Source organism: Nocardioides montaniterrae, from assembly GCF_054782655.1.
Map to the genome: position 1 here is coordinate 547,926 of NZ_BAAGSB010000001.1, position 19,313 is coordinate 567,238.

General features: G+C 71.0%; 17 protein-coding genes. 4 read left to right on the top strand and 13 right to left on the bottom strand.

Annotation, left to right across the window (positions count from 1 at the left end; genetic code table 11):
- Positions 1–3: 3 nt before the first annotated feature.
- Positions 4–1,440, bottom strand: a complete 1,437-nt coding sequence (gene dacB, locus ACYVJ3_RS02935; RefSeq protein WP_460850986.1) for a D-alanyl-D-alanine carboxypeptidase/D-alanyl-D-alanine endopeptidase — start codon at positions 1,438–1,440, stop codon at positions 4–6.
- A 95-nt stretch (positions 1,441–1,535) separates the two neighbouring features.
- Between dacB and ACYVJ3_RS02940 the strand changes: the two genes are divergently transcribed.
- On the top strand, positions 1,536–2,051 hold the full coding sequence (locus tag ACYVJ3_RS02940; RefSeq protein WP_460850988.1) for an inorganic diphosphatase: 516 nt from the start codon (positions 1,536–1,538) through the stop codon (positions 2,049–2,051).
- Positions 2,052–2,091: 40 nt separating this feature from the next.
- Here ACYVJ3_RS02940 and ACYVJ3_RS02945 read toward each other — a convergent pair whose 3' ends face one another.
- From ACYVJ3_RS02945 to ACYVJ3_RS02985, 9 genes are all read right to left on the bottom strand, one after another.
- Positions 2,092–2,778, bottom strand: coding sequence for a class I SAM-dependent methyltransferase (locus tag ACYVJ3_RS02945; RefSeq protein WP_460850989.1), 687 nt, complete (start codon positions 2,776–2,778; stop codon positions 2,092–2,094).
- Positions 2,775–4,721 carry an acyl-CoA dehydrogenase family protein gene (locus ACYVJ3_RS02950; protein WP_460850990.1) on the bottom strand — a complete coding sequence of 649 codons (1,947 nt, stop codon included), beginning with the start codon at positions 4,719–4,721 and terminating at the stop codon, positions 2,775–2,777. Before ACYVJ3_RS02950 ends, ACYVJ3_RS02945 begins: the two co-directional genes overlap by 4 nt.
- A gap of 22 nt (positions 4,722–4,743) precedes the next feature.
- On the bottom strand, positions 4,744–5,808 hold the full coding sequence (locus ACYVJ3_RS02955; protein ID WP_460850991.1) for a phosphatase PAP2 family protein: 1,065 nt from the start codon (positions 5,806–5,808) through the stop codon (positions 4,744–4,746).
- Between the two features lie 34 nt (positions 5,809–5,842).
- Positions 5,843–6,676, bottom strand: coding sequence for an ABC transporter ATP-binding protein (locus ACYVJ3_RS02960; protein WP_460850992.1), 834 nt, complete (start codon positions 6,674–6,676; stop codon positions 5,843–5,845).
- A complete protein-coding gene (locus ACYVJ3_RS02965) occupies positions 6,673–8,283 on the bottom strand; it encodes an ABC transporter permease (protein ID WP_460850993.1) in 1,611 nt (536 codons plus the stop codon). The genes ACYVJ3_RS02960 and ACYVJ3_RS02965 overlap by 4 nt, the downstream gene beginning before the upstream one ends.
- Positions 8,280–9,281, bottom strand: a complete 1,002-nt coding sequence (locus ACYVJ3_RS02970) for a thiamine ABC transporter substrate-binding protein (RefSeq protein WP_460850994.1) — start codon at positions 9,279–9,281, stop codon at positions 8,280–8,282. The genes ACYVJ3_RS02965 and ACYVJ3_RS02970 overlap by 4 nt, the downstream gene beginning before the upstream one ends.
- 100 nt (positions 9,282–9,381) lie before the next feature.
- Positions 9,382–10,479: an MBL fold metallo-hydrolase gene (locus ACYVJ3_RS02975; protein WP_460851101.1), complete on the bottom strand. Its 1,098-nt coding sequence runs from the start codon at positions 10,477–10,479 to the stop codon at positions 9,382–9,384.
- Positions 10,479–11,288: an SDR family oxidoreductase gene (locus ACYVJ3_RS02980; RefSeq protein WP_460850995.1), complete on the bottom strand. Its 810-nt coding sequence runs from the start codon at positions 11,286–11,288 to the stop codon at positions 10,479–10,481. The genes ACYVJ3_RS02975 and ACYVJ3_RS02980 overlap by 1 nt, the downstream gene beginning before the upstream one ends.
- The gene (locus ACYVJ3_RS02985; RefSeq protein WP_460850996.1) at positions 11,285–12,394 is read right to left on the bottom strand and encodes an NAD(P)H-dependent amine dehydrogenase family protein; all 1,110 of its coding nucleotides are present in this window, start codon (positions 12,392–12,394) and stop codon (positions 11,285–11,287) included. The genes ACYVJ3_RS02980 and ACYVJ3_RS02985 overlap by 4 nt, the downstream gene beginning before the upstream one ends.
- Positions 12,395–12,815: 421 nt before the next feature.
- Here ACYVJ3_RS02985 and ACYVJ3_RS02990 point away from each other — a divergent pair, with 421 nt between their 5' ends.
- Positions 12,816–14,051: an HNH endonuclease signature motif containing protein gene (locus tag ACYVJ3_RS02990; RefSeq protein ID WP_460850997.1), complete on the top strand. Its 1,236-nt coding sequence runs from the start codon at positions 12,816–12,818 to the stop codon at positions 14,049–14,051.
- Between the two features lie 332 nt (positions 14,052–14,383).
- Here ACYVJ3_RS02990 and ACYVJ3_RS02995 read toward each other — a convergent pair whose 3' ends face one another.
- On the bottom strand, positions 14,384–15,586 hold the full coding sequence (locus ACYVJ3_RS02995; RefSeq protein WP_460850998.1) for an oxidoreductase: 1,203 nt from the start codon (positions 15,584–15,586) through the stop codon (positions 14,384–14,386).
- 73 nt (positions 15,587–15,659) lie between these two features.
- Between ACYVJ3_RS02995 and ACYVJ3_RS03000 the strand changes: the two genes are divergently transcribed.
- Both ACYVJ3_RS03000 and ACYVJ3_RS03005 read left to right on the top strand, forming a co-directional pair.
- Positions 15,660–16,391 (top strand): hypothetical protein, encoded by a 732-nt coding sequence (locus ACYVJ3_RS03000; protein WP_460850999.1) that lies wholly within the window; start codon positions 15,660–15,662, stop codon positions 16,389–16,391.
- Positions 16,392–16,401: 10 nt separating this feature from the next.
- Positions 16,402–17,298 carry an oxygenase MpaB family protein gene (locus tag ACYVJ3_RS03005; RefSeq protein WP_460851000.1) on the top strand — a complete coding sequence of 299 codons (897 nt, stop codon included), beginning with the start codon at positions 16,402–16,404 and terminating at the stop codon, positions 17,296–17,298.
- On the opposite strand, the gene ACYVJ3_RS03010 is transcribed toward ACYVJ3_RS03005, so the two are convergent.
- Positions 17,286–18,053 (bottom strand): enoyl-CoA hydratase/isomerase family protein, encoded by a 768-nt coding sequence (locus ACYVJ3_RS03010; RefSeq protein ID WP_460851001.1) that lies wholly within the window; start codon positions 18,051–18,053, stop codon positions 17,286–17,288. The two genes, ACYVJ3_RS03005 and ACYVJ3_RS03010, sit on opposite strands and share 13 nt — an antisense overlap.
- Complete coding sequence (locus ACYVJ3_RS03015) at positions 18,050–19,312, bottom strand: acyl-CoA dehydrogenase family protein (protein ID WP_460851003.1); 1,263 nt, start codon at positions 19,310–19,312, stop codon at positions 18,050–18,052. The genes ACYVJ3_RS03010 and ACYVJ3_RS03015 overlap by 4 nt, the downstream gene beginning before the upstream one ends.
- Position 19,313 lies beyond the last annotated feature (1 nt).

A 19,313-nucleotide genomic window follows, 5' to 3' on the forward strand; every position in this document is an offset into this window, starting at 1 on the left:
AGCTCAGCCGCAGCGGCAGGCGCCCAGCGCCGCCGCCGCGTTGTCGAGCCAGGTCTGCGCCTTGGTCTCGTTGGGCCCCGCGACGTCGTCGGCCATCAGCACGAACACCATGGGTACGCCGGACCGGTCGACCGCGATGCCGGCGAGCGAGCTCACGTGGGACAGCGTGCCGGTCTTGGCGCGCACCCGGCCGCGGCCCTCGGGCGAGCGCATGTCCATCCGGTTGGCCAGCGAGCCGTTGAACCCGGCGACCGGCAGGCCCTCGAGGACCGGTCGGAGATCGGGGTGGTCCTTGCTGGCGTCGAGCCGGAGCACGTCGAGCAGCAGCCCGGGCGACATCAGGTCGTGGCGCGAGAGGCCGCTTCCGTCGTACAGCTTGGAGCCCTGCATCGAGATGCCGTTGGCCCCCATGATCCGCTGCACGGCGGCACGGCCCCCGGTGAAGGACCCCTCGCCCTGATCGGCGACGCCGACCTGGCGGAGCAGCACCTCGGCACCGTCGTTGTCGCTGACCTGCAGGATCCGCTGGACGATGTCGGCGAGCGGGGCGCTCCGCACGGCGGCGACCTGGGCGGCTCCCTGCGGAGCGACGGTGCGGGTCGGCGTACCGGTCACCGTGATGCCGCGCTTGGCCAGGGCCGCCTGGAACTTCTGCGTCGCCGCGGCGGCCGGATCGCTCGAGCGACCGCCCTGGGGCGCCAGCCCGTCGTCGACCCAGAGGGCGTCCACCGGCGAGACGACGCTCGTGGAGACGTAGTCGGGCTCCCAGTAGGGGTTGACGCTCGGGCCGCTGAACAGCGAGTCGTCGAAGCCGAGGCGCACCTTGTGACGGCCCTGCGCCTTGAGCGCCTTGGCGGTCTTCGCGGCCAGCGTGGTGATGTCCGCGCGGTGCAGCTGGTACGTCGGGCTCTCGCTCGCCGGCTGCGGGGTAGACATCAGGTAGGGGTCACCGCCGCCGACGAGGGTGAGCCGGTCGCCGCTGAGGACCGTCTTGGTGGTGAAGGTGTGGCCGGCGCCGAGGACGAAGAGGGCCGCGGTGGTCGTGACGACCTTGGTCGTGGAGGCGGGGGTGGCGAGGAAGGCGCCGGAGGACTTGAACCGGTACGTCGTCGTGTCGGCGTCGAGCGGTCCGACGGCGGCGAGCACGTGGCCGCCGAGGAGGCTCTTGCCGAGGTCGCCCTGGATCGCGGCGGCGATCTTCGCGCGGACCGGGGCCCGGCTCAGGTCGACCGGTCCCGCCACGGCCGGAGGTCGTACGACGGCCGGGGCGTCCACGCCCTTGGGAGCTCGCACCGCGGCCGGGCCACCGTCGCCGCCCACGCCGCGGACCTGGTCCCACCAGTCGTCCAGCCGGTGGTTCCACCAGCCGTAGCCGATCACACCGGCGAGGGCGAGGAGCACCACGAGGGGCACTGCGACGAGCGACTTGCGGTTCGCCACCGGCGTACCTCCTTGGGGCTGGACTGCACTGCGCGCACATTGTGCGCGACAATGCTCCGGGCTGCCCACACCGGGCAGCCCCAACGACTTGCTAGTTGATTCAGTTAGAGGAGCCGACCGTGGCCGAGTTCGACGTCGTCATCGAGATCCCCAAGGGCAGCCGCAACAAGTACGAGGTCGACCACGAGACCGGCCGTATCCACCTCGACCGCGTGCTGTTCACCTCGATGGTCTACCCGGCCGACTACGGCTACATCGAGGGCACCCTCGGTGGCGACGGCGACCCGCTGGACGCCCTCGTCCTGCTGCCGTTCCCGGTCTACCCGGGCGTGATCGTCAAGGCCCGCCCCGTCGCGATGTACGTGATGGAGGACGAGGCCGGCCAGGACGAGAAGGTCCTCTGCGTCCCGTGCGACCCGCGCTTCGACGACATCCAGGACCTCGGCGACGTCGCCGAGTGGGACCTCGACGAGATCCAGCACTTCTTCGAGCGCTACAAGGACCTCGAGCCGGGCAAGTCCGTCAAGGGCTCGGACTGGGCCGACAAGACTGCCGCCGAGGCCGAGATCCAGGCCTCGATCCAGCGCCTGGCCGACCACGGCGGTCACTGAGCAACTGGTTGGGTGGCCGGGTGGAGCGAATTCGCTCCGCTCAGCCACCCAACTCTGCTTTTGCTCCGCGGAAGTAGGCCATCGCGCCCGACTCCTCGATGACCGGCTCCTCGATGCCGCCGGCGACCAGCCAGGCGTACAGCTCGGCGCGCGTGCAGAGCGGCCCGAGGACCCCACCGAGCCGCCCGATGCGGCGCATCGGCTCGTAGACCAGCCCGTTGTCGCTGAGCAGGGTCGAGCCGGTGATGACGCCGCCGGCCTTGAGCACCCGGCACATCTCGGCGACCGCCGCCTGCGGGTCGGGGAAGCAGTGGATCCCGGTGAAGCTGACCACGAGGTCGAAGTCGTCGTCGGGGAAGGGCATCGCGCCGACGTCGGCGTACGTCGGGGTGACCTGGTCGACGACGCCGCGACGAGCGGCCGCCCGCATGGTGCGCTCGAGCATGGTCGGTGAGATGTCGGCAGCGACGTACTCCACACCCTGGTCGGGCCGCAGGCCGCGCAGGGCGACGCCTCCCCCGCTCGGGATGTCGAGGATCCGCGCGCCGGCCGGCTGCTCGCCGATCTCGTCGGCTGCGCGGTAGAGCCGGGTGAGGTCGCTGTGGATCCCGGCCCGCCAGAGCGCGCCGCCCGCGAGCGGGTGCTCGACGGTCCAGTCGTAGAAGCTCGCCCAGAGCGGGTCCTCGGACCAGCCGCCGATCCCGGGCACTCGGTGCAGCAGGTTCACGCTTCCTCCTTGATCAGGGCCTCGGCCCGCAGCATCTCGCGAGGTACGCCGAACGCGGCGACCAGGTCGCCGGCGACCGGGCGCATCGTGCGGCAGAGCTCGCCGACCTCACGCGTGATCGCCTTGGACCGCTGCACGGTGAGCCGGCCGTGCTCGATGAACCAGGCCCGATCGGCTTCGATGCCCGAGAGGGCATGCAGGTCGGCGAGCAGGTTGAGGGTGTCGCGCGAGGGTCCCTCGGGCAGTGAGTCGATCTTGTCCAGGAATGCGTCGAGGACGATCCGCTCGACGTGCGCGCGAGCCGCGGCGATGAGGTGGGGCTGCACGATCGAGAACACCTCGGCGGTGGGCGTCGAGGACTTCATGCCCGAGCGCAGCCGGCGCGCGACGCCGGAGATGAGGTGCTCCTCGCGGAAGCGGTACATCGCGCGGTGGTAGTTCGGGTCGCGCAGGTCGGCGTCGTTGGCCCAGCTGTCCTCGTCCTCGCTGCCGCCGCCGGGCAGCAGGTCCTTGATCTGGCTGAGCAGCTGGTGGGCGCGGGTCCGCTCGAGCACCGTGTCGACGGCCTGGCTGGCCACGAACCTCACCATCCCCAGCTGGTCGAGGTCGGAGAAGTCGGAGGCGTAGTCGGTCAGCAGCCCCTTGGCGACCATCTGCAGCAGGACGTGGTTGTCGCCCTCGAAGGTGGTGAAGACGTCGGTGTCGGCCTTGAGCGCGGCGAAGCGGTTCTCGGCGAGGTAGCCCGCGCCGCCGCACGCCTCGCGGCACTCCTGGATCGTCCGGGTGGCGTGCCAGGTGGCCAGCGCCTTGGTGCCGGCGGCGCGCGACTCGAGCCGGCGCCGGGTCTCCTCGTCGTCCTGCTCCCCGCTGAAGACCTTGTCCAGGCGGTCGGCCAGGATCTCCTGCGCGAAGTGCAGGCCGTAGGTCCGGGCGACCAGCGGCAGCAGCCGCCTCTGGTGCAGGCCGTAGTCGAGCAGCAGGATCTCCGGCTGTCCCTCGGAGGCCTCGAACTGGCGGCGGCGGTCGGCGTACTCCACCGCGATGGTGAGGGCGACCTTGGCCGCGGAGATGCCAGCGCCGCCGACGCAGACGCGGCCCTGGACGAGCGTGCCGAGCATGGTGAAGAAGCGACGACCCGCGCTCTCGATGTCGCTGACGTAGGCGCCCTCGGGCGTGACGTCGGCGAACCGGTTGAGGAGGTTCTCGCGCGGGACGCGCACCTGGTCGAGCCAGATCCGGCCGTTGTCGACGCCGTTGAGGCCCATCTTCAGGCCGTCGTCCTCGATGCGTACGCCGGGCAGCACGGCCCCGGCCTCGTCGCGGAGCGGCACCACGATCGCGTGGACCCCCTGCTGCTCGCCGCCGGCGTCGAGCTGGGCGAACACGACGGCCAGGCGCGCGTGCGCCGCGGAGTTCCCGATGTACTCCTTGTAGGCGTCCGGCCGGGTCGTGGTGATGACGAGCTCGTCGGTCGCCGCGTCGTGCACGGCGACCGTGCCGAGCGCCTGCACGTTGCTGCCGTGGCCGCCCTCGGTCATCGCGAAGCAGCCCAGCAGCCGCCCGGCGGTCAGCTCGCCCAGGTAGGCGTCGTGATGGCGCTTGGTGCCGAGCTGCAGGATCGCGCCGCCGAACAGGCCGAAGTTGACCCCGACCTTCACGAGCACCGAGAGGTCGCCGTACGCGAGCGTCTCGAAGGCCGCGACGCTGGCGCCGATGTCCTCGCCGCCGCCGTACTCCTTCGGGAAGCCGTACGCCGTCGCGCCGGTGGCCGTCATCTCCAGGACGACCGCGAGCACCCGCTCGCGGAAGTTCTCGCGCGACATGGTCTCCGCGTCGGTCAGCACCGAGGCGTACGCCGGCAGCTGCTCGCGGACGAGCGCGCGCACCTCGGCGTACTCGCCATCGAGGATCTCCGACAGGGCTGCGACATCCACCGAGGTCATGGCTCGACGCTAGCGGCTGGCGTCAATCGCGGTCGACGGGAACCTTCGAGGTGGTGGTCGTCGGGTGCGCTCTCATCCCCGGATCGAACTTCTGGCCGCTGGCCACGGCGGCGAGCCAGAAGGAGAAGATCGCGATCGCGGCACCGGCGATGTCGTCGGCGACGTAGTGCCAGCCGAAGTAGAGCGTGGCGACGACGACGAGACCGAAGTAGACCCAGCAGGTGATCTTCAGCAGCCGGTTGGCGATCGTGTACTGCACCATCAGCGCGACCAGCAGGGTGATGCAGGTGTGCAGGCTGGCGAACCCGGCGATCGAGTTGACCGTGTTGCGATCGCCTCCCCACAGCAGGTTCACGCGTCCGCTCACGATCGCATCCATCAGGTGGGTCGCGCTGGTATGAGGTCGGTCGGAGTACTCGGACGAGAACGCGATGCCCGGGCCCAGCGTCGGCAGCAGGTAGTAGCTCAGCGTGCCCAGCGCCCAGGCCAGGCACTGCGAGGTGACGAACCAGTAGCCGAAGGAGATGTTGCGCGACCACACCGCCCAGAGGCAGATGACGATCGGGACCAGCGGCAGGAAGAACAGGTAGACCCAGGAGAGCACGTAGGGAAGCGGGCCGTGGGTGCCGAGCAGTCCGCCGAACACGTCGCTCGGGTCGTGCCCGAAGAACAGCACCCTGTCGAGCTTGTGCAGGTCGTTGTCGTAGAGCAGGACGTTGCCGTGGCTGTCCTGTCGTGCATACGGCAGGTAGGACTTCAGGTTCCGGTAGCCGACGTAGGTGATGTAGAAGCCGGCGACGGCGAGGCCGACGAGCAGCATCCGCTCACGCGTCCAGTGGGTCCGCCAGCGGTCCTTGACCAGCGGCCAGAGCGCGGTCGGCTTGCCCCTGGAGAACCAGAGGGTGCGCGGGACCAGGTCGATGCCGAGCGCGATCAGCAGCAGCACCGGCAGGCGGACGTACGACGGCCCGAGGAAGCTGCCCTCGGGGTCGAGGATCGGTCGGTCGTACTTGACGTGCGCGACGTAGGTGAGCACCGCCATGACGAGCGCCGTGCCGATCAGGAGGGAGTAGGCGCGGCGGTACACGGCGCAACCTTAACGGCACCCAGGTGGCAGCCGGTCAGCGAACGGGCAGCACGGCGATGCCGGATGCGTCACCCCGGAGCGCCAGCCGGTCGGGGGATCCGGGCAGCCCCACCAGCTCGGCCACCCGCCGGGCCGCCTCGCCCTCGAGCACCTTCGGCTCCCCGAGGAAGCGCGCGGTCTCCTCGTCGACGGGGTGCTGGAGGACGTCGGCCACCGCGCCCTGCTGGACGACGCGGCCGGCGCGCATGAGGGCGAGCCGGTCGGCCACGGCGTACGCCTCGGACTGGTCGTGGGTGACCATCAGCGCGGTGGTGCCGGCCGTGCGCAGGATGCTGCGTAGGTCGGCGGCCAGGCGGACGCGGAGCTCGGCGTCGAGAGCGCTGAGCGGCTCGTCGAGCAGCAGCAGCCGCGGCTCGGCGGCCAGGGCGCGGGCCAGCGCCACCCGCTGACGCTCGCCCCCGGAGAGGGTGCGCGGGAGCCGGTCGGCGTACCCCTGGAGACCGACGAGGTCGAGCAGCTCCTCGGCCCTGGACCTGGCGGCCCCGCGTCGTACGCCGCGCAGGCGCTGGGCGTAGCCGACGTTGCGGGCGACGGTGAGGTGGTCGAAGAGCTGGCCGTCCTGGAACATCAGCGCGAAGCCGCGGCGGTGGGTCGGGGTGCCGGCGAGGTCGCTGCCGTCCCAGGCGATGGTGCCGGTGGCGAGCGGCTCGAGGCCCGCGACCGCGCGCAGGAGCGTGGACTTGCCGCAGCCGGACGGGCCGAGCACGGCGAGGATCTCGCCGTCGGCGACCTCGAGGTCGACGGCGTCGACCGCGCGGACGGGAGGTACGCCGACGTCGACGCCCACGTGGGAGACGGAGAGGGTCACAGCGAGCCCATCCCCGGCACGCGCAGGCGCTCGACGAGGAGGACCGCAAGGGTCGCGGTCGCCGCGAGGATCACCGAGGCAGCCATGGCCGCACCGTAGTTGAGCTGGCCCGGGCTGCCGATCAGGCGGTAGATGACGACGGGCAGCGTCGGGGCCTCGGGCCGGACCAGGAAGCTGGTCGCGCCGAACTCCCCCAGGGAGACCGCGAAGGCGAAGCCGGCGGCGGCGAGCAGCGGCCGCCAGAGGGTGGGTACGTCGACGCTCCAGACCGCGCGCAACGGCGAGGCACCGAGCGAGGCGGCCGCCTGGCGCTGGCGGTCGTCGATGCCGTGCAGCACCGGCACCAGGATGCGTACGACGAGCGGGAGCGCCACCAGCGCCTGCGCGATCGGCACCAGCAGCGCGCTCCCGCGCAGGTCGACGGGCGGGTGGTCGAGGGTGATCAGGAAGCCGAACCCGACGGTCACCGCCGAGACGCCCAGGGGAAGCATGAACAGCCCGTCGAAGACCGTGCGGATCCGCCGCTCGACCCGACCCCGCGACCGGCGGGTGACCAGGATCGAGACGAGCAGCCCGAGTGCGAGGGAGAGGGCGACGGCGAGCGCGGCGACCCGCAGCGAGTTGGCCAGCGCCTCGGTGATCGGGACCCGCACCAGGCCACCGCCGTCGTCCTGCAGCGAGCGGTAGTAGGCCAGCGTCCAGTGCCCGTCGCGGCGCAGCGAGGCCAGCACGAGACCGACGATGGGGGTGGCCAGGGCGGCCAGCGTCGCCGCGGTGACCACGAGCACCGGCACGTCGCGCCATCGCGGTCGCGCAGGCGTCGCGGGCTGCCGGCGTACGGTCGGGTCGGCGGTGGCGTGCAGGCGCCCGGCGATGACCAGGAGCAGCACCACCGCGACGATCTGGAGCACCGAGAGGACCGCGGCCGCACCGATCTCGGGGAAGCCGGTGATGCCGCCGGTGGTCAGCAGGTAGATCTCGGTCTCGACCGAGGAGTAGCGCAGGCCGCCCAGCGTCAGGATCACGCCGAACCCCGTGGCGCAGAACAGGAAGACGACCGCGGCTGCGGAGACGATCGCCGGTCGCAGGGCCGGCATGGTGACGGTGCGGAAGACCCTGGCCGGGGACGCCCCGAGGGCGGCCGCGGCCTCGGCGGGACGGCGGTCCAGCGACTCCCACGCGACGCCGACCGTCCGGATCACGACGGCGACGTTGAAGAAGACCAGCCCGGCCAGGATCGCCGGGACGGTGCCCGTCTCGATCAGGCGTCCGACCGCCAGGCCGACGACCACGGTCGGCAGCACGAACGGCACCAGCAGCGCGGCACGGACCAGGCCCCGGCCGGGGAACCGCAGGCGGTGGGTGACGTACGCCGCCGGCAACCCGAGCGCGACCGAGCCGGCCGTCGCGACCGCGCTCACCCACACCGTGAACCAGACGACGCGATGGGTCCGCGGGTCGTCCAGGATCGACCAGGCGGGCCCGTCGATCCGCGCGAGCATGCCTCCGACCGGCAGCGCGAAGAACACCGCCAGCACCGCGGTCGGAACGACCGCGAGGCCGGCGAAGCCCGCGGCGCGGCGGAGCCGGGGGCGCGCTCGGCTCACTGGGAGATGATGTCGGTCCAGTCGGTGGTCCACTCGCGGCGGTGCGCCGCGATGTCCTCCGGCGAGACCTCCAGCGGCTGGGTCGGGACCTGGGCGAACTTCGTCCACTCGGCCGGCAGCTTCGTGCCGTCGAGCACCGGGTAGACGTACATGCTGGTCGGCAGGACCTTCTGCACGGGCGCGCTCGCGAGCCACTCGACGACCCGCTTCGCGGCCGCGGGGTTCTTCGCACCGGCCAGCACGCCGGCGTACTCCGTCTGCGCCACGCAGGTGTCGAGCAGGGCGCTCGTGGAGGTCTTGCCCTTCTTCACGGTGTACGACGGGTCGGTGTTGTAGCTGAGCACGATCGGGCGGTCGCCGCCGCTGTAGCTGTAGTCGCGCTCGAAGGCCTCGGTCCACCCCTTGTCGACCTTCACGCCGTTGGCGACCAGCTTGGTCCAGTAGTCCTTCCAACCGTCGCCGTACGTGGCGATCGTGGCGATGAGGAACGCCATGCCGGGGCTGCTCGTGGTCGCGCCGGGGGTGACGAAGAGGTTCTTGTACGCCGGCTTGACCAGGTCGTCGAGGCTGGTCGGCGCGGTCTCGTGGTGGGCCTTGAACCAGGCGTCGTCGACGTTGACGCAGACATAGCCGTTGTCGATCGGGGTCAGGTCGCCGTCGAAGACACCGGCGTCGGTCACGGCCGCCTGGAAGGTGTTGTCGATGCCGTACGCCGCATCGCCGATCGGGTCGTCCTTGGTGAGCTGGAGCTTGCTGGCGAGCTCGCCACCGTCGCCCGACGGGGTGACGACGAGCGTGATGCCCGACTGCTTCTCGAACTTCGCGACCAGCTTCTTGGGCAGGTCGAAGGAGTCGTGGGTGACCAGCACGACCTTGCCGGTGGCGGGCGCGGAGGAGCCGCTCGCGGTGTCCTTGGCGGCCGGCGTGCTGTGGCCGCCGCAGGCGGAGGCGAGCGCGGCAACGGCCACGAGTGCGGTGGCGGAGCGGACGAGCTTCACGGTGGACTCCCTTCGCCGGCGAGGACACCGGCCAGGTTCAGAGGGTCTGCGGCGGATCCGCACTCTCAGCCCCTCGCGGGGCTCCCCTGTCGTAGGTCGCTCAGTCTAGGTCGGCGGCGGCCTCCGTGGCGGGCCGGTACCAGCTCGTCCCCTCGCGTACGTCGACCGCGGCCTGGCCGCGCGACACGAGCAGATCCAGATGGGCCTTGGTCTCCATGGCCGCCATGCCCTGGTTGAAGGGGTCGAGGTCCCGGTAGGCCCGCTCGTGGCGGGTCCAGCCGAGGTCGTTCGCGACCATCTCGGCCGTCACGTCCCCGCGGCCACGGACCGAGGCGAAGGACTGGTCGAGCCGGGTCTCGTGGTGCACCAGCAGCTCGTCGACACGGGCGTGGCTCGACGGCGCGACCGGGCCGTGCGCGGGCAGGATGCGGAGGTCGGGCAGCGCGCGGACCTTGGCCAGCGAGGCCATGAAGTCGGCGAGCGTGCCGTCGACCGCCGGCACGGTGAAGCCGATCGACGGCGTGATCGTGGGGAGCACGTGGTCACCGGCGAAGAGGAGACCGTCGGCGCGGTCGGCGTACACGTAGTGGCCCGGGGTGTGCCCGGGTGTGTGCACCGCGTCGAGGGTGCGAGTGCCGATGTCGAAGCGGGTGTCGCCCTCGAGCCAGATGTCGGGGTAGCGCCACTGGACCGGGTCGGGCACGTCACGGGCGCCTTGGCGCCACATGTCGGCGACGTCGTGCGCGCCGGCCGTGATGAGCATCGGGATGAACGGGTTGTCGTCGAGGTCGTCGATGTTGTTGAGCAGGTGGAGCGCGGGCTCCTCCTCGCGGCCGAGCGCCACCTCGGCGCCGTACTCTCCGCCGAGGACGGCCGCCATCGTGTAGTGGTCGCGGTGGACGTGGGTGACCAGGAACCGCTTGATGTCGCCGAAGCCGGCGTCGAGGGACTTCAGGCTGCGCTCGAGGATCTCGCGAGCGACCGGGATCGCCCAGCCACCGTCGACCAGGGTGAGCCCGTCGTCGCCCTCGACGACGTACACGTTGACGGCCTTGAGGCCGTCCATCGGCAGCGGCAGCGGGATGCGGTGGATGCCATCGGCCACCTGCCACGCGCCCTCCGCCGCCCAGTGCTCGCCGGAGTCGGGCGAGACGGCGGCGCCGGTCGGCGTGCTGGAGGTGGAGCTCTCGGACGGCATCACGGCAGCAAGTCTGGCAGCCCGAGGTCCAGATTGGGCTCCTGGATGCCACCGTCGATCTCGAGCAGCTTGCCGGTCACGAACTGACCGGCCCGGGAGGACAGGTAGACGACGCCCGCCGCGATGTCCTCGGCCTCACCGATCCGGCCGAGCGGGGTGCGCGTCTCCATCTGCTCCTTCATCGCCGGTACGCCGGCCACGAACTCGAGCGCGCTCGTCATCACCGAGCCGACGTAGATGCCGTTGACGCGGATGTGCGGCGACAGGTCGGTCGCGGCGAGGCGGCTCCAGTGCGCGAGCGCCGCCTTGGCGGTGCCGTAGGCGAGGTAGCCGCGGGCCGCCGTACGTCCCATCATCGAGCTGATGCTGGTGATCGACTTCTGCCTGTCGGGCGCTGCGGACTTGAGCATCAGCGGCACCGCCGCGCGGCTCAGCGCGTGGGCGGTGGCGACGTTGAAGTGGAACGCCTCGCTCAGGTAGTCGACGTCGGTGTCGAGGAACGCGTTCGGGATCGTGCCCCCGACGTTGTTGACGACGATGTCGAGGCGACCGAACTCGTTGAAGGCCGTCTCGGCCAGGGCCGCGACCTCGTCGGTGTGACTCAGGTTGGCCGGTACGACGACCGCCCGTCGGCCGGTCGCCTCGATCCTCTTGGCAACCTCCTGGAGCTGGCTCTCGGTGCGGCTCGAGATGAGCACGTCGGCGCCCGCCTCGGCGAGCGCGATCGCGGTGGCTGCGCCGATGCCGCGGCCCGCTCCGGTGACGACGGCGACGTGGTCGGTGAGGCTGAAGCGGTCGAGGATGCTCATGCTGCTCCGTTGGTCGAGACCAGCCCGCGGCCGGTGATGAGGGGGAGGTCGATCGGGCTGACGAGACCCGGCTTCGCCGCGACGACGGCGGGGACGGCGTTGATCAGCCGTTGGGCCGTGACGATCATCCCGGAGACGTTGTGGTCGCCGTTCTCGCCGTGGTGGGTGAACTCCACCTTCATGCAGGGCTCGCCGGTGATCTCGATGCGGTAGCAGCCGTCGCCCTCGAGGGGCGTGGCCCAGTCGGGGTCGCTCTCGGCGTCGGTGCGTGTGACGTGCTCGAGGGTGATGCGAGGTACGCCGTCGACCTTGCCGATGACGCGGAAGCGGACGCTGCCCATCGTGCCCTCGGCGATGTCGAGGCTGTAGGTCTTGGAGTCGCTTGCCGCCGGGCGACGCTCGACCTCCTCGGTCAGCGGCTCGTCCAGGGTGACGCCGAGGCCGGCCGCGATCACGCGGACCACCGGGCCCCAGGCGCTGGAGAGGATGCCTGCGTGCCAGAGAAGCGGCTCGGCGTCCATCGGCTGGCCGAAGCCGTAGATGTCCCGCATGACCACGGGCTGGTAGTACGTCGAGTAGTCCGCGATCTCGCTCACCCGGATGTGGTCGATGCGCTGGCTGAGGCTGGTCATCACCAGCGGCAGCACGTCGTTGGCGAAGCCGGGGTCGATGCCGTTGACGTGCAGGCTGGCGTTGCCGCTCCTGCCCGCCTCGTTGATCGTCTCGATGAAGTCGTCCGGCAAGGCACCCTGCGGGTGGACCAGGATCACCGGGCCGCTGGAGACGACGTTGACGCCGTCGCGGATGAAGCCGGTCAGGTCCTCGATCGACTCGAAGAGCCGGTCGTCGGTCATCGCGCCGTGCACGATGCAGTCGGGGCGGAGTGCGATCAGGGCGTCGCGGTCGGTGGTGGCTGCGACGCCGAGGGTCCGGCCGAGGTCCGCGAGCTCGCCGGCGTCCTTGCCCTCCTTGTCCTTGGTGGAGGTCCAGACACCGATGAGCTCGAGGTCGGGGTGCGCATCGACACCCGCGATCGCGTGCCGTCCGATCGTTCCCGTCGACCAGACGACGACTCGCAGCGGTTTCTCGGGGATCACCTGGGACATGCCCTGAATCTAGAACACGTTCTACCTTTGGGGAAGGTGTTCCGGGTGGCCGGTGGCTCCTGGTCGGTGTTCCGCGTCATCGACTGGCGGCCGCGCTTATCCGACCGTCCCCCGCCGTCCAGGATCCTCGCTTCGCTCGGCCCGCTCCGCGGCGCTACGGCGTCCTTGACCGCGGGGCCCGGACGTTCGGATCGCGGCGCGGATGGGCGGCGGCTCGCTTCGCTCGCGCCGCCGCAATGCGGCCGCCTCCCGGCCGTTGGTTGAGTAGCCCGAGCCGCTAGGCGAGGGCGTATCGAAACCAATTCCGCTGGCAGCGAAAAGTGCCTCTGACCTGCACGTTTGGTCGAATCTTGCATTGAAGAATCGTTCGAACAGGCGTACTATTGAGGCAGAAATCAAGCCATCCTTCTCGGGAGTCATCATGACCGCAGCATCGGTGTCAGAGCACCCGATGCTGCGTGCGGTGAACACCTCCCGTCGAGCCTTCCACGAGGTCGCATCGGTCGAGCCGATCTACATGACACCGGGCGACAAGGCCACGGCGTTGCGAGGGCTGGCAGCGTTGAAAACCCAGGTCGAAGAGGCCGAGATGCGGGTCCTCGCCGCCTCCGGGGACCTCGCCCAGGACACCGGCGTCCGCGACGCAGGCCAGTGGCTGGCCCACGAGACGCACCTCGACCCGCGCACCTGCCACAGCGAGATGAAGCTCGCCCAAGCGATCGACGAGAAGTGCTCCCAGGTCGCGGCGAGCATGCGTGCTGGCGCGGTCAACCGCGCGCAGGCCCAAGTGATCGTCACCGCACTGGAGAAGCTGCCCCCTGAGATCGACCAGGTCACCCGCCGTCGTGCCGAGAAGCACCTCGTCGAGCTCGCCGGTCAGTTCGGTCCGCGTGAGCTGCGGACGCTGGGCGATCGGATCCTTTCGGTGGTCGCGCCCGAGATCGCAGATGAGGCCGATGCAAAGGCGTTGGAGCGCGAGGAACGGTCCGCCCGGGTCAAGACCTCGATCCGGTTCAAGCGCCTCGGCGACGGCATCACCCGCATCGTCGGCCAAGTGCCCGACGCCGTCGCCGCGCGGCTGGAGACCTACCTCGACGCGTTCTCCTCACCGCGGGTCTCGACCGGCGAGCGCCTCCCGCGGAGTCGTCGTCTTGGCGAAGCGTTCTGTGCGTTGTTGGAGCACCTCGACCCCAAGAAGCTCCCCGACCACGGCGGCGACGCCACCACGGCCATGGTCACCATCAGCCTCGACGACCTGCGGCGCGACCTCGCCACTGCCGGCGTCATCGGCTCCCTCGACGGCGACCTCCGGATCACCGCTGACGAGGCCCGGCGCCTGGCCTGCACCGCCAAGATCATCCCCGTCGTCCTCGGCGGCAAGGGCGAGGTCCTCGACCTGGGCAGGGCCCAGCGGTTGTTCAACGCCTCCCAGCGCAAGGCCCTCCGCCTGCGCGACAAGCAGTGCCGGGCCGAGGGCTGCTCGATCCCCGCCACCTGGTGCGAAGCACATCATTCACATCCATGGTCAGCCGGCGGGAAGACCGACCTCAAAGACGGCGTGCTCCTCTGCAGTCACCATCACCAGGTCGCCCACGACCCGCGCATGGCCCATGAGGTGATGCCGACCGGCGCCTGGCGGTTCCACCGCCGGCCCTAGACCCAGATCGTGGAGTCCCAGAGCCACCTGGTGACCCCAGAACTCCACAATGTCGAACACGGCCCAACGAACACACCGATGTGGCCGCCGAAGGCGGCCGCATCGCGTCGGCGCGGCCGAAGGCCGTGCCGACACCCGCGCCACCAGCGCGCCTCCAGGGACCCGCAGTCAAGGACGCCGAAGGCGCCGCGAAGCGGGCCGAGCGCAGCGAGGATCCTTGACGGCGGGGAGCGGCGCGCTAAGCGCGGCCGCCACACCGACCAGGAGCCACACCGACCAGGAACCACACCGACCAGGAGCGACACCAGCCCGGGAGCGGCGTACGAGCGCCCTCAGGCCGGGACGACCGGAGGAACCGGGATGACCTGCTCGGCCGACCACTCGGGGCAGCGGGTACCGGAGTAGATGGTCGGCATGCAGCGGTTGCAGTGGATGCAGATGCCCTCGGTCGCGCGACCGGCCGCCAGCCGAGCGACCAGGTCGGGCTCACGCAGGAGGGCGCGGCCCATGGCGACGAAGTCGAAGCCGTCATCCATGGCGCGCTCCATGGTGGCGGTCGAGTTGACGCCGCCGAGGAAGATCAACGGCATCGTCAGGGCGGCGCGGAACTCCAGCGACTTGGGCCGGAAGTACGCCTCCTCCCACGGGTAGGCCTTCATGAACGAGCGGCCGACCGGCGTCCTCATCCCGAACCGCACGACCGCGGGCATGGTCGCGGCGAACTCCTCGACGGGGGCGCCGCCGCGGAAGAGGTACATCGGGTTCATCAGCGACGAGCCGCCCGAGAGCTGCAGGGCGTCCAGGTGGCCGTCGGCCTCGAGCAGCTGGGCGAACGCGATGCCGTCCTCGGTCGTCACTCCCCCACGGAAGCCGTCGGACACCGAGATCTTGGCCGTCACCGCCGCGGCCGCGCCGACCTCCTCGCGTACGGCGCGAGCGACCTGGCGCGCCAGCCGCGCCCGGTTCTCCAGCGACCCACCCCAGCGGTCACTGCGTCGGTTCAGGCCAGGCGCCAGGAACGACGAGATCAGGTAGGAGTGCGCCATGTGCAGCTCGAGCACGTCGAACCCGGCATCGACGAGCGTGCGCGCGGCGGAGACGTAGGCCCGCGTCACCCGGGTCAGGTCCTTCTCCGAGGCCGATCGGATCATCTGCATCGAGAGCGGGCTGGGCATCCGCGACGCCGCGATGGCGGGTACGCCGTTGGAGCGGCCGTTCGCCACCGGACCCGCGTGCCCCACCTGTGCCGCGATCTTCGCGCCGGTCGCGTGGACGGCGTCGGCCAGCCGGGCGAGGCCGGCGGCCGAACGGTCGCCCACCACGATCACCTCACGGTGCGTGCGACCCTCGGGCGCGACGGCCAGGTAGGCCACGGTCGTCAGGCCGACGCCGCCGCGAGCAGGGGCCAGGTGATAGGCGATGAGCTCGTCGGTGACCAGCCCGTCCGGCGTACGACCCTCGAAGGTGGCCGCCTTGACCGTGCGGTTGCGCAGCTCGACGGGACCGAGACGGGCAGGAGCGAAGACGTCGACCACACGCACAGGCTAACTGGAACACGTTCTAGTCAGCCATGGGTTAGCGGCCGTCCGCCGTGGGAAGGTGACCACCATGACCCGCACTGCGCGCCTGAGCTCCCTCGCCGTCCTCGCCCTGTCCGCCACCCTCGTCACAGGGTGCGGCGGCGGTGGCTCCGACGCCTCCCCGTTCGGCAGCCACAGCAACACGACGACCGACAGTGGTGGAACGGTCACCACGACCGGCACCCCGCTCACCCAGGCCCAGGCCGAGCAGGCCGCGCTCGGGCCTGCCGACGTCCCCGCCGACTGGAAGATGACGACGTCCACCGCCGACAGCTCCGAGAGCGACGCGCCCGGCTGCCTGGCCGAGATCGGCAAGCTGACCGACGCGATCGACGGCCACCGCGTCGCCAAGGCGTCCCACGACTTCGAGCCGTCCAGCGGCCTCCCGCAGGTGACCTCGGAGGTGTCCTCCTACCAGGACGCCGGCGAGCTCGCCACGGTCTTCAGCAACGTCAAGGACAAGCTCGCGAGCTGCACGCAGGTCACCGGCACCGTCGCCGACGGGACCAGCTTCGACATGACCCTCGACAGCGACCTGACCACGGTCCCCGACGGCGCGGACGACGCGATCGGCTACCACGCGGAGGGCACCGTCAGCGCGAGCGGTCAGACGATCCACATGTACATCGACTCGCAGATGACCCTGCTGCACGGCACCGTCGTCACGGTCAGCACCATCGACACCTCCAACGACCCCTCGCTGATCACGACGTACGCCGACAAGGCCTGGACCAAGGCGCAGGGCGTCATCGGGGAGTAGCGTGCGAGCCATGGCCAAGACGCTGTGGCGCAAGCGCAACGACGCGCTCGACCCGGACACCGACTACATCGAGATCGTCCAGAACCTGGCGCTCTACGAGTTCACCTGGGACATCACCCAGGCCCTCAGCTTCGCCCTGTTCCGGACGTACGCCGTGCCCTCCATCGGCCGGCTGCTCGACGAGACGGGCCAGTTCACCCAGGACTGCCAGAAGCGCTACGACGACACGGCGCTGCTGCTCGAGGCGCCGTTCGTGCACGGCTTCGACAGCGAGGCCGGCCGGACCGCCGTACGCCGGATCAACGCCATGCACCGCAGGTACGACATCTCCAACGGCGACCTGCTCTACACGCTGTCCACGTTCGTGGTCGTGCCCAAGCGCTGGCTCGACACCTACGGCTGGCGGCGGCTCACCGAGGGCGAGCTGCGCGCGACGGTGAGCTACTACCGCGCGCTCGGGCAGCGCATGGGCATCAAGGACATCCCGGAGACCTACGACGGCTTCATGCACGTCATGGACGACTACGAGCGCGCTCACTTCGGGTACGACGCCGGCGGCCGGCGCGTCGCCGACGCGACCCTCGACCTGATGACGACGTTCTACCCGCGCGTCCTCCGTCGGCCGATCCGGCGCTTCAGCATGGCGTTCATGGACCGGCCGCTGCTCGACGCGTTCGCGTACGCCGACCCGGGGGCCGGCGCCCGGCGTACGGCCAAGGCCGTGATGGCCGTCCGTGCGCGGGTCCTGCGGTTCACCCCGTCCCGGCGCACCCCGACGTACGTCGCCGACCTGCCGCGCGTGAAGAGCTACCCCAACGGCTACCTGCTCAGCGAGCTCGGCACGTTCGCTCCCGGCTGCCCGGTGCCGCACGCGGCGGCACCGGACGAGGCGCTTCAGCCGAACTGAGGCGCCCGCTTCGCCACGAACGCGGCCACGCCCTCGCGCCCGTCGGGGCCTGCGGCGAGCGCGCGGATCGAGAGCGTCTCGCGACGCATCACGCTCTCCGGTGAGGTCTCGGCGGCCGTGCGGATGAGCCGCTTGGCGGCGGCCAGTGCAGGGGCGGAGCCCTCGACGAGCGAGGCGACGATGCCGTCGACGGTGGCGGTCAGCTCGGCGGCGGGGACGACGCGCGCGACGAGGCCGGCGTCGTACAGCTCCTGGGCGGTGGCCAGGTCGCCGAGGATGGCGTAGCGCAGCATCCGGTGCAGGCCGAGCGAGTGGACCAGCAGCGAGCTGCCGCCGTCGGGCGAGAGGCCGACCTTCGTGTAGGCGAGGCTGAACTTCGCGGTGTCCGCGGCGACGACGATGTCGCCGACGCAGGCCAGGGGGAAGCCGGCACCGGCCGCGGTGCCCTGGACGACGGTCACCACGATGGCGTCGGCACGGACGAGCTCGCTGATCGCTCGGTGCAGCTGCTCGGCGAGCCCGTCGATGAAGCCGGCGACGTCCTCGGCCTGCGAGAACGCGCCGAGATCGCCGCCGACGGAGAAGAAGCGGCCGTCGGCGGACAGCACGATCACCCGTGCCCCATCGGCCTGCGCCCGCTGCGCGGCGGCGAGCAGCTCGTCCACGCCGGCCGGGTGGATCGGGTTGCCGCGATCGGGCTCGGCGAGGGTGATGCGGGCGACGCCGTCGGCGTACGCGTAGGTGACGGCGCTCATCGGGCCTCCTCCAGGCGGAACTGGCTGTGGATCGTCTCGGGCAGGGCGAACAACGGCTCGCGCATCAGCTCTGCGCGGCCGAGGGCGCCGAGGTGGACCTCGTCGGGGCCGTCGAAGAGCCGCATCGCGCGGTGCCAGCCGTAGAGCGCCGACAGCACCGTCGCGTCACTGACGCCGGCGGCACCGTGCACCTGGATGGCGCGGTCGATGACGTTGCAGACCGCACGCGGCACCGCGACCTTGGCCTCGGAGATCAGGTGGCGGGCGGCCTTGTTGCCCTCGCTGTCGACGACGTACGCCGCGTGCTGGCACAGCGCCCGCGCCTGGTCGAGCTCGATGCGCGACTCGGCGATCTTCTCCCGGACCGAGGACTGCTCGGCGAGGGTCTTGCCGAAGGCCGTGCGCTGCTGGACGCGCTGCACCATCATCGCCAGCGCTCGCTCGCCGGCACCGAGCGCACGCATCACGTGGTGGATGCGGCCGGGGCCGAGCCGCATCTGGGCCGCCGCGAAGCCGCCGCCCTCCTCGCCGAGCAGGTTGGCCAGCGGGACGCGGGCGTCCTCGAAGGAGATGACGCAGTGGCCGTGCTGGTCCTGGCGTCCGAAGACCGGGTAGGACCGCTCGATGCGTACGCCGGGGGTGTCGACCGGGACGATGATCATCGACTGCTGGCGGTGGGTGGGGGCGTCCGGGTCGGTCTTGCCCATCAGGATCAGCACCTTGCAGCGCGGGTCGGCCGCGCCGGAGATCCACCACTTGCGGCCGTTGATGACGTACTCGTCGCCGTCGCGCACGATCCGGGTCTCGATGTTGGTCGCGTCCGAGGAGGCCACCGCCGGCTCGGTCATCGCGAACGCGCTGCGGATCTCACCGCTCAGCAGCGGCTCGAGCCACTCCTGCTTCTGCGCGTCGGTGCCGACGAGGTGCAGCAGCTCCATGTTGCCGGTGTCCGGCGCCTGGGAGTTGATCGCCTCCGGGGCCAGCTCCACCGACCAGCCGGAGAGCTCGGCGATGCCGGCGTACTCCAGCTGGGTGAGGCCGGACTCGCTCGGCAGGAAGGCGTTCCACAGGCCGCGACGCCTCGCGCTGGCCTTGAGCTCCTCGAGGACCGGCGGGACCGTGTGGTCACCGGGCGCGGCCTCGGCGCGGAAGCGGTCGTACGCCGCCTCGGCCGGGAAGACCTCCTCGGCCATGAAGGCCTTCATCTCGTCGTAGAGGCGCAGCGCCTTGTCACTCGGCGCGGGGTAGGCGGGGTACATG

What these genes read in the sequence shown, in the direction of transcription:
- ACYVJ3_RS02950 (WP_460850990.1), bottom strand. Translation starts at nt 4,721, where the DNA reads ATGACCTCGGTGGATGTCGCAGCCCTGTCGGAGATCCTCGATGGCGAG.
- ACYVJ3_RS02975 (WP_460851101.1), bottom strand. Translation starts at nt 10,479, where the DNA reads ATGCCGTCCGAGAGCTCCACCTCCAGCACGCCGACCGGCGCCGCCGTC.
- ACYVJ3_RS02980 (WP_460850995.1), bottom strand. Translation starts at nt 11,288, where the DNA reads ATGAGCATCCTCGACCGCTTCAGCCTCACCGACCACGTCGCCGTCGTC.
- ACYVJ3_RS02985 (WP_460850996.1), bottom strand. Translation starts at nt 12,394, where the DNA reads ATGTCCCAGGTGATCCCCGAGAAACCGCTGCGAGTCGTCGTCTGGTCG.
- ACYVJ3_RS02990 (WP_460850997.1), top strand. Translation starts at nt 12,816, where the DNA reads ATGACCGCAGCATCGGTGTCAGAGCACCCGATGCTGCGTGCGGTGAAC.
- ACYVJ3_RS03000 (WP_460850999.1), top strand. Translation starts at nt 15,660, where the DNA reads ATGACCCGCACTGCGCGCCTGAGCTCCCTCGCCGTCCTCGCCCTGTCC.
- ACYVJ3_RS03005 (WP_460851000.1), top strand. Translation starts at nt 16,402, where the DNA reads ATGGCCAAGACGCTGTGGCGCAAGCGCAACGACGCGCTCGACCCGGAC.
- ACYVJ3_RS03010 (WP_460851001.1), bottom strand. Translation starts at nt 18,053, where the DNA reads ATGAGCGCCGTCACCTACGCGTACGCCGACGGCGTCGCCCGCATCACC.
- ACYVJ3_RS03015 (WP_460851003.1), bottom strand. Translation starts at nt 19,312, where the DNA reads ATGTACCCCGCCTACCCCGCGCCGAGTGACAAGGCGCTGCGCCTCTAC.